Here is a 14,074-nt window from a genome sequence, read left to right as displayed (position 1 = left end):
ATCGGGTGAAATTTACCATTTCCCTTAACTGTCCATTTTAGCCACTGATTTAACTTATGTTTCTATCGCCGCCGGTCTGGAGGACCGATGCGCTTTCTAACCTGCCTCGCCTATGACCATGATCTGCGTCTGGTATTGCTCGCCGCGATATTATGCCTGATGGGGTCCGCGATCACGATCAGACTGCTCCAGCGGCTGCGCTCCGCCGATCCCGGCACCCTTCTGGCCTGGGTGTTCATGGGCGGCGTATCGACCGGCGCGACCATCTGGTGCACGCATTTCATCGCGATGATGGCATACCAGCCGGGTGTGGCGGTCGCCTATGACCCGCTGCTCACCGCCCTTTCGCTGGTTATCGCGATCTTCGGCAGTTCGATCGCGCTGGCCGTCGCGGCCCGTCGCCAGCCATTTGCCCCGGCGGCGGGAGGCATGCTGTTCGGTCTGGCGGTCACCGCGATGCACTATACCGGCATGATGGCTTTCGCGGCCAGGGGACTGGTGGAATGGTCGCCCGCCTATGTGACCGCGTCGATCCTGTTCTCCCTTGTCTTCGGGGCGATGGCGTTCCGCCGCGCCTTGTCGCGCGGTAAGCAGGGCAATCCATGGCCTGCCACCGCCCTCATGGTGACGTGCATCGTCCTGCTCCATTTCACGGGCATGGCGGCCCTGACGGTTATTCCCGTCGCCCCGGAGCCGGGCCAGGTGGACAACCAGAGCGCCACGATGGTCATGGCGTTTGCGGTGGCGGCGGTCGGGCTGTTGGTGCTCGGCACGGGTTTTGCCACCTCTGTCCTCGATACGTCGGCCCATATCGCCTGGCAGCGTCGCCTGGCCCAGGTGATGGAGGGCAGCGTCGATGCCATGATCGTGGAAAGCGGCGGCGTGATCGTCGCCGCGAACGGTGCCTTCACCGAGCTTCTGGGCACCAACGACGATGTCCTGGGCCAATCCCTGCACCGCTGGGTTTCGGACATCGGCTCGGTCGAGCCCGGTTCCCTGGCGCAGCGGACCCTGCAAGCCGCCGACGGCTCCCCCATCCCCGTCGAGATCGCCCTTCGCGTCGATACGAGCGAGACGAAATCCTTCATGATCTACGCCCTTCGCGACGTGCGTCAGCGATTGGCGCAGGAGCGGCGCATCGCGCATCTGGCGCGCAATGACGGGCTGACCGGCTTGCCCAATCGCGCATCCTTTCTGGAATGGTCGCATCGCCAGGCGGCCCCAGACGGACCGGGGCGTCCGCTGGCCTTGCTGTCGATCGATCTCGACCGGTTCAAGGAAGTCAACGACACGCATGGCCATGCCGCGGGCGACCATCTGCTGGCGACGATCGGCACGCGGATGAAGGCACTGGCGCGGCCCGGCGAGTTCCTGGCCCGCCTGGGCGGCGACGAATTCGTCGCGTTGATCGGCATCGACAGTCACGAGGATGCGATCGACCTGATCGATCGCCTGCGGACCGCGATCACCATGCCCGTCGAACATGACCGCTCGACGCTGAGCTGCGGCATGAGTGTGGGTGTCGCGCTGTGGCCGCAGGACGCCGACGAGATTTCGGCGCTGATCAACAATGCCGATCTCGCCATGTACCGGGCGAAATCGAGCATTGCGACGGACTTTTGCTTTTACGAGGAGGAAATGGACCAGACGGTCCGCGCCCGTCGTCGTATCGCCACCGAACTGCGTGATGCGCTGGACCATGACCAGTTCGCCATCCATTGGCAGGTGCAGGCATCGGTCGAGACGGGCGAGATCACCGGTTACGAGGCACTGCTGCGCTGGACGAAACCCGACGGCACGAATGTTTCGCCGTTCGAGTTCATCACCATTGCCGAACAGACGGGCCTGATCCTGCCGATCGGCGAATGGGTCCTGCGACGGGCCTGCCAGGAAGCGGCGGCCTGGCCCCTTCCCTGGAAGATCGCGGTGAACCTGTCCCCCGTCCAGCTCGGTCACGTCGATCTGCCCCGGCTCGTCCATCAGATACTGATCGAGACCGGCCTGGCACCCACTCGGCTGGAGCTGGAAATCACTGAGTCCGCGATGATCACGGACCCCGAGCGCACGACGCATGTATTGCGCCAGTTGAAGGCATTGGGGGTGTCGATCGCGATGGACGATTTCGGCACCGGCTATTCGTCGCTATCGACGCTGCGCTCCTTCCCCTTCGACAAGATCAAGCTCGATCGCTCATTCATGACCGAACTGGATATCGCGCCGCAATCGGCCGCGATCATCCGGGCGGTGCTGGCGCTGGGGGAAAGCCTGGCGATTCCCATTCTCGCCGAGGGTGTGGAGACGAGTTCGCAGCTCGAATTCCTTCGCGCGGAGGGATGCAACGAAGCGCAAGGTTATCTGCTGGGCCGCCCCGGTCTGATGAAGCGGGAGGAAGACGTAGGCGAGCCGGGATCCAGCAAACACGCCGCCTAGGGGTTAGGCCTGGGCGTCCGGCGGATCGGGTTCATCCCGCCGGACGCCTGGGGCGGTTGCGGCGCGGCGCTTACACCGTCGGAGCCGCCGCGCCGTATATCTGACAGTCCGCGCGTTTGGCTCCGGCCAGATTGCCGTCATTGCGCAGGGAATAGCTGGTTCTTTCGCGGACGTTGAAGGCGACGACGCGCTTGATTCTCAGCTTGCCGAACGCCGTGGTGATCAGGCTGACCGGCGCGATGGGCTGGTAATCATAGACGACCTCGGCCACCATCACGGCCGTGCCGCCCGCCGCGGCGATCTGGCTCCCCGCCTTGCCGACGCCGTCGATGGTCGACGCGGTTTCCACCGCGCCATGATCGTCATTCGTCTTGTCGTCCAGATTGGTGATCGGGGCCCCGGCATCGTTCATCGGACCGCCGATCGATGACGGGGCCGCCAGCGCACCGGCGCAACGCTGCCACCGGAACCATTGACGGTATCCGTTGGGGTTGGTGGCCGACACCGGTCCCCTGCCGCCCGTTCCGGTGGTCGATGTCCGCTGTTCCAGATCGGACAGGATGATCCGCCCCTTGGACGCCAGGGAGAGCGGTTCCCCCATCTTCATCGCGCCGATCATGATCTCCGTCACATCGGCTTCGTCGATCGTGGTGCGGACCCGACCGGCATTGTCCGCGACCGCCATCGCGATCTGCGAAACCCGCAGGTTCGCAATGACGTAATTGCCGACCTCGATTCCGCCGAGGCCAACGAACAGGATCACCGGCGCGGCAAGCGCAAACTCGATCATCGCGACGCCGCGCCGATTGCCGGTCACATGGCCGAGCCGCCTGGCAAGACACGTTATCGGCACAGGGTCACCGGCTCGGCTTGCGAGGCATAGGGCTGGTTTTTCAACATGGTCGTGGCGGTCAGCCTGGTCATCCCGCTCCAGCCGATCAACCGGCTCATCGGCACGATCTCGGGATAGGTCACCGTCGCGGTGTACAGCACCACATCGTCCGAACCACCGGTGCCTGCGCGTGCGCCGTCTGCGTCCCAGACGCCGTTGCCATTGATGTCGAGGAAACAGTCCCCGGCATTATACTGCCCCAGCGGCGGCGTGTCGGTCGTGATCGGCTCGGGCTTGGCCACCTGCTGGAACTTGCCGTAGCTGGTGGGAACGACGACGACATCGGCGTCTCGCGAAATCGCCTTGACGCTGTCGGAGACCATCGCGGTCAACTGCGCGGACGTCGTGCTGGTCCCGATCGTGACCCGCCGGGCTGCGCGGTCTAGCGCATCCTGCACCTGCGTGGCGACATATTGGCGGTAGCCCAGGTCGAACAGGCCGCACATGATCACGATGGCGGGCAACGAGATCAGGGCGAACTCGACGACCGAGGCGCCCCGACGATCGCGGCCGATACGGCGCAGCGCACCCCCACATCCCACCCTCATTGGGTCAGCCTCAATGCGCCGATATTCTTGCCGATTTCGACGAAACGCTCGATCAACGCCGCTTGGTTTGACGAGGTGGAGGCTTGGCTGGGCGTGCTCGCACAGTTGGTCAGCGACGCGTCAAGCGACGTGGCGAAGCCGATCACCCAGATGGAATATCCCATGGACTTGGCCTGCGAGCACAGCAGGTTGAAGCGCTGCTTGTGGCGGGCAAGCTGATCGGCTTCGTCGGAATAGTCGCCACCGGGCGTGATCCGACCATCGAGCCGCTCCACGCCGTAAGACGAATAGAGGCCAGTATAGCCGGTATCGAACAGTCCGTCCGTCATGAATATGATGTATTTCTTGACCGGCATCATATTGTACTTTTCCGGGTTATTACTGCCGAAAATACCCCCTGACGAAGCCCAGCGCGCACCCCACATCATCCCGTTATCATGATAGGTGCCGCCGTCCGGGACGAGAGTGTTGAGATAATTATTCAGATCATCCCGCGTCCATCCCTGCATAGATGCCGCTGGCGATGGGCAAGCAACTTGCGGCTTGAAGCGATTACTATTGTACCGCAGCATATAACTCGTATATTCCACTTCCGGCCAATAGGGTTTCCACTTCGTCGAATCGCTGTTCGGTATCAGATCGATATTCAGATCCGTGGCGCCCGACGGGATCGCCGCAGCGCTTGATCCCATACGCACGGTCTGACGCTCTTCGACGCATCCCGCCCAAGTGACGTTCTTGGGCGTAGTCTTGACCGGCGTATCGCCACTGTAATCGGCGGTGCCGACAAGTTGTGCCACATCAACGCTTGCTCCCGACACGTATTGCGACGTGTCGAAAGTCCGGGGCAGATACCGGAAATAGGTGCAGACTCCGGACCATGAATTGTAGCTGCCGTAGTAATAATCGCAATCGCTGGAACTCATCCTCGCGGTCACGACCTGCCGGGATTGATAGGTCCACGGGCCGGACAGCATGTAATTGGGATTGGCCGCGCGGATCGCCTTTCCGATATTCACGGCACTGGCATAGGGAACGACGCCGTAGCGAAGACGCATGCCGGAAGCCGTCAACTGCTTCTGCACCGGTGCAAGCTGATCGTACAGCGCCAGCACGGCCGAACGCAGCGCCTCGATCTTGGTCTGGGAGTCGCTGGACGTCGCCTTGTCCCGCATCGAGCCGGTCGTATCCAGCACGAAGACGATGTCGGTGTTCACAAAATCCTGGGAGGCGTTGCAACTGACGCTTACCGGCAGTTCGACGAAGCCGAATATCCGCATCAGCGACGTCGGGATCGTGGTGGCGGCATTGAGGACGACGGTCGTCTTCGCCGTCGAGGCACTGGAAATGGAGGGCGTGAACGGCTTCGATCCGAACATGCCCTGCTGGAAATTGAAGTTGAAGAACTTGGCCGCCTCGGCCCGCACGCCGTCATCGACGGTCCCGTTGGTCATCGCGCGCCGACCGGCCAGCACCGCCGCATCGCATGCGATCTGCATCTGCTTGCGCGCCACATATTCGGTGCCGAGATCGATCGCCGATCCGACCAGGGCCACGAGCGGGATCAGGAAAAACGCCCATAACAGCATGACGTTTCCGCGCCGATCGGCGGCGATCCTGGCAAGAAGGCCGGATGCCGGAAAACGGGACGGGCGACGCCGTGGTCGAGACATTCCATGACAGGGGAACCGACAATCCATCCGTTCGCCCTATCGGCATAACGTAAAGGGCAGGTTTATGGAAAGGGGCGTTAAGCCCCTCTATCAACTGCCCTATTTCGCTTTCGACGGGCGGCCGTCCGCCGGGGGCATGTGCCCGCTCGACGGCTATTCGGCCGGGTTCCGCCGCACGGCGTCGCTTGCCGTATCGCGTCTTTTCGAAGCCGAGCCGATCGCGTTTCGATCATGGTGGAGGCGATGGGGGCGGGGGTGACGGCCGGGTTCAAAACAGGGTGTCGCCTCGGCCATGGGGGCCGCCACGTCGAAACAGTCGTTGCTCATGTCCCTGTCGTTGCGCGAGGCCATGGCAGGAGAGGCGATCAGGCCGAGCGGGATAACGATCATCCATGTGCGGGAGCGGCGCATGCGAAACCCTTTTGAACCGAGTCCGTGAGAGCGCCTCTGTCGTCCCGAAGGTCGCGACTGCCGACTTAAATGAATTTCACCTGCCCCGATGCGCCTTGGCCACGCCACGGCCGTGGGGTTATGCCATGCGCCATGGCAGCCATCTTGGTCATCGAAGACGACGACGCCACCGCTGCGGCGATCATGGCGGAGCTGGATCGGCACGGGCACGACGCCAGCCGGGCCGCCGATGGCGATAGCGGGCTGGACCTGGCCACCCGTGAGGCGTTCGATGCGATCACGCTGGACCGGATGCTGCCCGGACTGGACGGCCTGACCCTGGTCGCCCGGCTTCGCGAACGGCACGTCACCATTCCCGTCCTGATGCTCAGCGCCCTGAGCGATGTCGACGAACGGATTGCGGGGCTTCGCGCAGGCGGCGACGACTATCTGACCAAGCCGTTCGATTTCGCCGAAATGGCGATGCGGGTCGAGGTGCTGCTCCGGCGGCGCGAACAGGCCGAGGCGGTGGTGCTGCGCGGAGGCGGGATCGAATGCGACCTGGTCCGCCGCACGGTCAAGGTGGATGGCGAGCCGGTCCGGCTGCTCCATATGGAGTTCCGCCTTCTCGAATTCCTGATGCGCAATCGCGGCGAGGTCATGACCCGGCGGATCATCTTCGAACGCGTCTGGGGCTATTATTTCGATCCGGGGGCCAATCTCATCAGCGTCCATATCGCCCGGCTGCGCAAGAAGATCGACCGGCCGGACCGACCGTCCCCGATCCTGACGGTGAAGGGAGAGGGATATCTCTTCGAAGGCTGACGCGCCGCTGCGCTGGCGCGATGTCATCCGGATCAGCACGTTCCGGCTTTCGGCCATGCTGGGGGCGGTGTTCGTCATCGGGCTGATCGCGATGCTGGGCGTCGTCTATGCCGCGACCGCCCGCGACCTGACCGCGCGTAGCGATCGGATCCTTCACGCCGCCGCGCAGCGCCTGTTGCAGGTCCCGGCCGACCAGCTGCCCGACCGTATCCGCTACGAGCTGCGCCGCGACCGTGCCGGTTTCAACTATCTGTCGCTGATCGCCGCCGACGGCACGCCGGTCGTCGGCAATATCCGCCTGCTGCGCCCCCTGCCCCCCGGCCTGCCCGTCGATGTCGAGGGCGGATCGCGCGGCCCCTTGCGACTGGTCGCGCTGCGCACCCGCGAGGGAGAGACGTTGCTGGTCGGGCGCGACATCAGCCTGCTGCGCGACCTGCGCCGGACGATCCTGGAAACATTGATCGTCAGCGGCCTGCTGACCCTGTTATGCGTCACCACCGCCGCCATCTGGTTCAGCCGGGCGCCGCTCCGCCGGGTCCGGGCCCTGCAACGCGCCAGCCGGGAGATTGCGGCAGGCGACTTCTCGGTCCGCATGCCGATCGCGGGGCGGCATGACGAACTGGACCAGTTCGCGACGACGGTGAATGCGACGGTCGAGGAGGTTGGCCGCGTCGTCGCCCAGGTCAAGGGCGCGACCGACGCCATCGCCCATGATCTACGCACCCCCCTCACCCGCGTCCGCGCCACCCTGAACGCGCTGCATCACCGGCCGCATGATGCCGTCGAGGTGACGGCGGGCATCCGACAGGCGACCGCCGATCTCGATCTCGTGCTGGAGCGGTTCGCCGCCTTGCTGCGCATTTCCGAGCTGGAGGCGGGGCGACGCCGTGCCGGGTTCCGCACGATCAATCTGGGCATCCTCGTCGCACAGGTGGCCGAGCTCTACGAACCGCTGGCCGAGGATCGCGGCATCGCCCTGTCGGTCGCGACCCGGCCATGGTCGGTGGATGGCGACGACAAGCTGTTGTTCGAGGCGCTGAGCAACCTGCTCGACAATGGCATCAAGTTCGGTCGCCCCGGCGGTCGTGTCGCGATCGCCCTGGTCGAGGACGCGCAAGGACGCGCGATCGAGGTTCGGGACGACGGCCCCGGCATTGCGACCGGCGAACGCGATGCGGTGCTGCGCCGGTTCCACCGAGGACAGGGCGTGCAGGACATTCCCGGCAGCGGCCTGGGCCTCAGCCTGGTCGTGGCCATCCTGCACCTGCACGGCTTCCGCCTCAGCCTGTCCGATGCGGCACCGGGCCTGTGCGTGCGCATGTCGCTGCCTCCGGCGTCGGCGTGAAATTCATTTAAGTCGCCTGCGCCCGCGATTGGCGCGATGGAGCCCCCGTCGACGACGGACAGCGGGTTTCCCCCCACCCCCCTCGATCCCCGCGCCGTCGCCGACACCGCCCATCCCTGACGGTCACCGGGACGCCCATGCTTCAGCTCGTCAAGCTCGCCCTCAGCAAGCCCTATACCTTTGTCGTCCTCGCGATCCTGATCGTGCTGGGGGGCGGGATCGCGGCGGTCGAGACACCGACCGACATCTTTCCCGACATCCGCATTCCCGTGATCGCGGCGGTGTGGAGCTATCGCGGCCTGCCGCCGCGCGACATGTCGGGGCGCGTCATCTATTATTACGAGCGCTCGCTGTCCTCGACGGTCGGCGACATCGACCATATCGAGAGCCAGTCGCTGTCCGGCGTCGGCATCGTGAAAATCTTCTTCCGCCCCGGCGTCGACATCCGCACCGCCACCGCACAGGTAACGTCCGCCTCGCAGACCGTGTTGAAGCAGATGCCACCGGGCATCACCCCGCCCCTGATCCTCAACTACAACGCCTCGACCGTGCCGATCCTGCAACTCGCTTTGTCGGGCAAGGGGCTGTCCGAACAGAAGATCTACGACCTGGGCCAGAACATGATCCGCCCGGCGCTGGCCTCGGTGCAGGGTGCGGCGATCCCCTCCCCCTATGGCGGCAAGGAACGGCAGATCCAGATCGACCTCGATCCCGCCGCGCTTCAGGCGCATCGGCTGTCGGCGACCGACGTCGCGAACGCGCTGGCGCAGCAGAACCAGATCGTGCCCGCCGGGACCGCCAGGATCGGCCAGTACGAATATAATCTCCGCCTGAACAACAGCCCCGACGCGATCGACGCGCTTAACGACCTGCCGATCAAGACGATCGGCGGGACCACCGTCATGATGCGCGACGTGGCGCATGTCCGCGACGGTTCGCCGCCGCAGCGGAATGAAGTGCGCGTCGATGGCGCGCGCTCGGTCCTGATGACCGTGCTGAAGAGCGGGTCGGCCTCGACCATCGCCATCGTCGATCAGGTCAAGGCGCTGATGCCCAGGCTGGCGGCGACGCTGCCGCCGGGATTGAGCGTCAAACCGCTCTCCGACCAGTCGGTGTTCGTGAAGGCGGCGGTGTCGGGCGTGATGCGCGAAGGCGTGATCGCTGCCGCGCTGACCAGCCTGATGATCCTGCTGTTCCTCGGCTCGTGGCGGTCGACCGTCATCATCGCCGCCTCGATCCCGCTCGCCATCCTGGCCGCCATCGCCGGACTGGCGCTGGCCGGGCAGACGCTGAACATCATGACGCTGGGCGGGCTGGCGCTGGCGGTCGGCATCCTGGTCGACGATGCGACCGTCACGATCGAGAATATCAACTGGCATCTGGAACAAGGCAAGTCGGTGCGCGACGCGATACTGGACGGGGCCAGGCAGATCGTCGGCCCCGCCTTCGTCTCGCTGCTGTGCATCTGTATCGCCTTCGTGCCGATGTTCTTCCTGCCGGGCGTGGCGGGTTTCCTGTTCGCGCCGATGGCGATGGCCGTGGTCTTCGCGATGATCGCCTCGTTCATCCTGTCGCGCACGTTGGTCCCGACCATGGGCAACTACCTGCTGCGCGATCATGCCGGGGCGCACACTGCCGAGGTGATGGTCAGCCACGATGCACAGGCCGGACGCCCGCAAAGCCGCAACCCGCTGCGCCGGTTCCAGCATGGCTTCGAACGCCGGTTCGAGGCGGTGCGAGGCTATTACACCGGCCTGCTCGCCTTCGCGCTCGCCCGGCGGCGGCCCTTCGTCATCGGCTTCATGATCGTGGTGCTGATGTCGTTCGCGCTGGTGCCGATGCTGGGCCGCAACTTCTTCCCCGCGGTCGATGCGGGCCAGATCAGCCTCCACGTCCGCGCCCCCGTCGGCACCCGGATCGAGGAGACGGCGGCGCTGTTCGACCATATTGAGAACCGCATCCGCCAGGTCATTCCCGCCGACCAGCTCGACACCATCGTCGACAATATCGGCCTGCCGGTCAGCGGCATCAACCGCGCCTATTCCAATACCGGAGGCGTGGGTCCGCAGGACGGCGACATTCTGGTCACGCTGAAGGAAGACCACCGCCCCACCGCCGAGTTCGTCAAGGCGCTGCGCGAACAGCTGCCCCGGGATTTCCCCGGCTCGTCCTTCGCCTTCCTGCCCGCCGACATCGTCAGCCAGATCCTGAACTTCGGCTCGCCCGCCCCGATCGACGTGCAGGTCGCCGGGCCCGATACCAAGGGCAACGAAGCCTATGCCCGGATGCTCGTCGCCCGGCTGTCGAAGGTGCCGGGGCTGGCCGATGTCCGCCTGCAACAGGCGTCCAACTATCCCGAATATGCGGTCGACGTGGACCGTGCGCAGGCCAGCCGCCTGGGCATCACCGAAAACGACGTGACCCGCAGCCTGTCGGTCAATCTGGCGGGCAGCGCGCAGGTCGCGCCGACCTTCTGGCTCAACCCGAAGAACGGCGTGTCCTATCCGATCGTGGTGCAGTCGCCGCAATATCGCGCCAGCACCATCGAACAGCTCGACAATCTGCCGATCACCGGCAGTGCGCCGGGCAGCTTCCAGACGCTTCGGGCGCTGGGCACGCTGCACCGCGAACCCAGCCCCGCGCTCGTCTCGCATTATGCGGTGCAGCCGGTGTTCGACATCTATGCGACGCCGCAGGGTCGCGATCTGGGCGCGGTCGCCGCCGACATCAACCGGGTTCTGGCCCAGACCAAAGGCCAGCTGCCCAAGGGCGCCACGGTCGCCATGCGCGGACAGGTGGAGACGATGAACACCGCCTTCACCGGCCTGATCCTCGGCCTCGCGGGCGCGGTCATCCTGATCTATCTGCTGATCGTCGTGAACTTCCAGAGCTGGATCGATCCGCTGGTGATCGTCTCGGCCCTGCCCGCCGCGCTCGCCGGGATCGTGTGGATGCTGTTCGCGACGCACACGCCGCTCAGCGTGCCCGCCCTGACCGGCGCCATCATGTGCATGGGCGTGGCGACCGCGAACAGCGTGCTGGTGGTCAGCTTCGCCCGCGAACGGCTGGCCGACTGCGGGGATGCGATCCAGGCGGCGATGGAGGCGGGCGCCACCCGCTTCCGACCGGTGCTGATGACCGCCTTGTCGATGATGATCGGCATGGCCCCAATGGCGCTGGGTCTGGGCGAAGGCGGCGAGCAGAATGCGCCGCTCGGCCGGGCCGTCATCGGCGGCCTGCTGTGCGCCACGCTCGCCACCCTGGTCTTCGTTCCCGTCGTCTTCGCCATCGCGCACCGCCGCCGGAAGGCGACCGCGCCCTCCCCCCTGATGCCCATCGGAGAAGCCATCCATGCATGACGCCGCCCCGGCCCCCGCTGTGTCGGCCGACACCCCCAGCCCCAAGGGCCTGAAGATTGCAGGTCTTGCCGCCGCCGTCCTGGCGATCGGCACCGTGGGTGTGGGAACCCTGGCCCGAGGCCATGACGTCGCGGCGGCGGCCAGCTGGTCCACGACCAACGCCATTCCGACCGTCCACCTGATCCCCGTCAAGGGCGGCGCGGCGACCGACACGCTCGACCTGCCCGCCACGCTGGAGGCCTGGGAAGCCGCACGGTTGTTCCCCCGTGTCGGCGGCTATGTGCGCAGCTGGTCGCAGGACATCGGCGCCCATGTCGCGGCCGGACAGGCCCTGGGCGTGATCGATACCCCCGAACTCGACCAGCAGATCGGCCAGGCGCGGGCCGCGCTGGCCAGTGCCGTCGCGCATGAGAAGCTGGCGCGCAGTACGGCCGCCCGCTGGAGTGATCTGCTGACCACTTCGTCGGTGTCCAGGCAGGAAGTCGACGAGAAGAACGGCGATCTCGCGGTCAAGACGGCGGGGGTCGCCGAGGCGCGCGCCGCCCTGTCGCGGCTGGAGGCGATGAAGCGCTACGCCGTGGTCCGCGCCCCCTTTGCCGGGGTCGTCACCGCGCGCAATGCCGAGGTCGGCGATCTCGTCGGGCCCGGTGCCGCCACGCAGGCGCCGATGTTCAGCGTCGCCGACACGCACCGCATCCGTGTTTATGTCAGCGTACCGCAATCGCTGTCGGCCACGATCAGGCCGGGCATGACCGCGACGCTGACCGTCCCCGCCTGTCCGGGCCGCCCATTCACCGCAACGGTCGCGGGTCTGTCGAGCGCGGTCGATCCGCAATCGGGCGCCTTCCGTGTCCAGCTGTTCGCCGACAATCCCGATGGGCTGTTGAAGCCCGGCGGCTACGCCCAGGCCCGTTTCGCCCTGGCCGGACAGCCGGGTGCGGCGCAGGTGCCGTCCAGCGCGATCCTGTTCGGTGCCGGCGGACCCCAGGTCGCGACGGTCGACCCGCGCGGCCATGTCGTGATGCATCAGGTCCATATCGGGCAGGACAATGGCCCGACCGTGCAGATCCTGTCGGGCATCACCCCCGGCGAACAGATTGTCGACAACCCGCCGGACTCGCTGGCGCAGGGCGAGCTGGTCCGGGTGGGGCAGACGCGTCATGGCTAAACCGCTCCGCCGCTGGGTCGCAGGCGCAACGCTCGCGCTGCTGGGCGGGTGTTCGATGGCCCCGGCCTATCGCCCGCCGGTCCTGGCCGCACCCGTCGCGTATAAGGAGATGCCGACCACCGGGGACGCGATATGGAAGCCGGTCGATACCGCGACCACCGCCCTGACCGCCCTGACCGCCGACTGGTGGACCGGCTTCGGCGATCCGCTGCTCGACCGGCTGGAGGCGCGGATCGACAGCGACAATCCGACGCTGGCGGGGGCGCTGGCCCGCTATGACATGGCGAGAGCCACGCTCGCAGGCGCGCGTTCGGGGCGGTTTCCCCGTATCGAGCTGACGCCCAGCCTCTTGCGTAACAGGCAGTCGGACGAGCGTCCGCTGCGTGGCGGTTCGCAGCCGGATTTCTATACCGCCGCGACGCTGGGGGGCGACATATCCTATGAGGCCGATCTGTGGGGCCGTGTGCGCAACTCGGTCGCCTCCGGTCGTGCGCTCGCCGAGGCCAGCCGCGACGATCTGGCGGCGGTCAAGCTCGCCCTGCAAGGCCAGCTGGCGGCCGACTTCGTGCGTTTGCGGGGGCAGGACCAGCAACTGGCGCTGCTTAGCCAGACGATCGATGCCTTTGCCAGGGCCGATGCGCTGACCCGCAACCGCTTTCGCGGCGGCATTGCGACGGGCATGGATGTCGGCCGGGCCGGTGCGCTGCTCGGCGAAGCGCGCGCCCAATATGCCGCATTGCAGGCGGATCGCGCCGTGACCGAACATGCGATCGCCAGCCTGGTCGGCCAGCCCGCCTCGATCTTCTCCATCCCGCGTCGCGATGCCCCGCTCCTTCTGCCGAGCATTCCGGTCGGCGTTCCCTCGGCGCTGCTCGCCAAGCGCCCCGATGTCGCGGCGGCGGAGCGGCGCATGGCGGCGGCCAATGCGCGGATCGGCGTCGCCAAGGCGGCCTTCTTTCCCCAGATCACGCTGGGCGGCACGGGGGGATTTCAGAGCACGGCGCTGGCGGGACTGGTCGCGGCCCCCAACATCTTCTGGGCGATCGGACCGGGCGCGGTCCTGAACCTGTTCGATGGCGGCAAGCGTCGCGCGGACGTCGCGGCCGCGCGAGCGGACTGGGACGCTGCCGCTGCCGACTATCGGGGGCGTGCCCTGGGGGCATTTCAGGATGTCGAGGACGCCCTCGCCACGCTGCGTCACCTCGACGAGGCCCAGGCCGCGCAGGATCAGGCGGTACGATCCGCCGCCAGCACCAGTGCGATCGCGCTGGACCGCTATATCAAGGGCGCCGCGACCTATCTGGACGTCGCCACCGCCCAGGAGAACCTGCTTCGCGACCAGCAAAGCGCGCTGTCCCTGCAGACCCAACGCCTGGCCGCCACCGTCGCCCTGGCCCGCGCGCTGGGGGGAGGATCGGCATTCGCGCGACAGGCCTAAGTTGCG

General features: G+C 66.2%; 10 protein-coding genes. 6 read left to right on the top strand and 4 right to left on the bottom strand.

Translation table 11 applies throughout. The annotated features are described in order from the left end of the window. Positions 1–87 precede the first annotated feature (87 nt). Positions 88–2,430: a bifunctional diguanylate cyclase/phosphodiesterase gene (locus tag ASF14_RS19445; protein ID WP_056439250.1), complete on the top strand. Its 2,343-nt coding sequence runs from the start codon at positions 88–90 to the stop codon at positions 2,428–2,430. 70 nt (positions 2,431–2,500) lie between these two features. Here the strand turns inward: ASF14_RS19445 and ASF14_RS19440 are convergent, their stop codons facing one another. The 4 genes from ASF14_RS19440 to ASF14_RS21720 all read right to left on the bottom strand — a co-directional run bounded on the left by ASF14_RS19440 (position 2,501) and on the right by ASF14_RS21720 (position 5,954). Continuing rightward, positions 2,501–3,247 carry a TadE/TadG family type IV pilus assembly protein gene (locus tag ASF14_RS19440; protein ID WP_056439246.1) on the bottom strand — a complete coding sequence of 249 codons (747 nt, stop codon included), beginning with the start codon at positions 3,245–3,247 and terminating at the stop codon, positions 2,501–2,503. Between the two features lie 26 nt (positions 3,248–3,273). Continuing rightward, positions 3,274–3,870 (bottom strand): TadE/TadG family type IV pilus assembly protein, encoded by a 597-nt coding sequence (locus tag ASF14_RS19435; RefSeq protein ID WP_082442358.1) that lies wholly within the window; start codon positions 3,868–3,870, stop codon positions 3,274–3,276. After that, entirely contained in the window at positions 3,867–5,459 is a 1,593-nt protein-coding gene (locus ASF14_RS19430; protein ID WP_056439240.1) for a Tad domain-containing protein, read from the bottom strand. Before ASF14_RS19430 ends, ASF14_RS19435 begins: the two co-directional genes overlap by 4 nt. 237 nt (positions 5,460–5,696) lie before the next feature. Beyond that, positions 5,697–5,954, bottom strand: a complete 258-nt coding sequence (locus ASF14_RS21720) for a hypothetical protein (RefSeq protein WP_156361323.1) — start codon at positions 5,952–5,954, stop codon at positions 5,697–5,699. A gap of 132 nt (positions 5,955–6,086) precedes the next feature. Between ASF14_RS21720 and ASF14_RS19425 the strand changes: the two genes are divergently transcribed. From ASF14_RS19425 to ASF14_RS19405, 5 genes are all read left to right on the top strand, one after another. Beyond that, complete coding sequence (locus ASF14_RS19425; RefSeq protein WP_056439238.1) at positions 6,087–6,758, top strand: response regulator transcription factor; 672 nt, start codon at positions 6,087–6,089, stop codon at positions 6,756–6,758. Positions 6,759–6,813: 55 nt separating this feature from the next. Continuing rightward, positions 6,814–8,103, top strand: coding sequence for a HAMP domain-containing sensor histidine kinase (locus tag ASF14_RS19420; protein WP_082442356.1), 1,290 nt, complete (start codon positions 6,814–6,816; stop codon positions 8,101–8,103). A 137-nt stretch (positions 8,104–8,240) separates the two neighbouring features. Beyond that, positions 8,241–11,462: an efflux RND transporter permease subunit gene (locus ASF14_RS19415; protein ID WP_056439230.1), complete on the top strand. Its 3,222-nt coding sequence runs from the start codon at positions 8,241–8,243 to the stop codon at positions 11,460–11,462. After that, the gene (locus tag ASF14_RS19410) at positions 11,455–12,630 is read left to right on the top strand and encodes an efflux RND transporter periplasmic adaptor subunit (protein WP_056439228.1); all 1,176 of its coding nucleotides are present in this window, start codon (positions 11,455–11,457) and stop codon (positions 12,628–12,630) included. Before ASF14_RS19415 ends, ASF14_RS19410 begins: the two co-directional genes overlap by 8 nt. Beyond that, entirely contained in the window at positions 12,623–14,068 is a 1,446-nt protein-coding gene (locus tag ASF14_RS19405; protein ID WP_056439225.1) for an efflux transporter outer membrane subunit, read from the top strand. The genes ASF14_RS19410 and ASF14_RS19405 overlap by 8 nt, the downstream gene beginning before the upstream one ends. The last annotated feature ends 6 nt before the right edge of the window (positions 14,069–14,074 follow it).

It is taken from the genome of Sphingomonas sp. Leaf257, assembly GCF_001422185.1.
Classification (GTDB): domain Bacteria; phylum Pseudomonadota; class Alphaproteobacteria; order Sphingomonadales; family Sphingomonadaceae; genus Sphingomonas; species Sphingomonas yabuuchiae.
The sequence above is the reverse complement of the archived record's forward strand: the minus strand, read 5'-3'. Positions and strand labels throughout refer to the sequence as shown.

Coding starts and splice junctions, on each gene's coding strand:
- ASF14_RS19445 (WP_056439250.1), top strand. CDS start 88: ATGCGCTTTCTAACCTGCCTCGCCTATGACCATGATCTGCGTCTGGTA.
- ASF14_RS19435 (WP_082442358.1), bottom strand. CDS start 3,870: ATGAGGGTGGGATGTGGGGGTGCGCTGCGCCGTATCGGCCGCGATCGT.
- ASF14_RS19430 (WP_056439240.1), bottom strand. CDS start 5,459: ATGCTGTTATGGGCGTTTTTCCTGATCCCGCTCGTGGCCCTGGTCGGA.
- ASF14_RS21720 (WP_156361323.1), bottom strand. CDS start 5,954: ATGCGCCGCTCCCGCACATGGATGATCGTTATCCCGCTCGGCCTGATC.
- ASF14_RS19425 (WP_056439238.1), top strand. CDS start 6,087: ATGGCAGCCATCTTGGTCATCGAAGACGACGACGCCACCGCTGCGGCG.
- ASF14_RS19420 (WP_082442356.1), top strand. CDS start 6,814: ATGCTGGGGGCGGTGTTCGTCATCGGGCTGATCGCGATGCTGGGCGTC.
- ASF14_RS19415 (WP_056439230.1), top strand. CDS start 8,241: ATGCTTCAGCTCGTCAAGCTCGCCCTCAGCAAGCCCTATACCTTTGTC.
- ASF14_RS19410 (WP_056439228.1), top strand. CDS start 11,455: ATGCATGACGCCGCCCCGGCCCCCGCTGTGTCGGCCGACACCCCCAGC.
- ASF14_RS19405 (WP_056439225.1), top strand. CDS start 12,623: ATGGCTAAACCGCTCCGCCGCTGGGTCGCAGGCGCAACGCTCGCGCTG.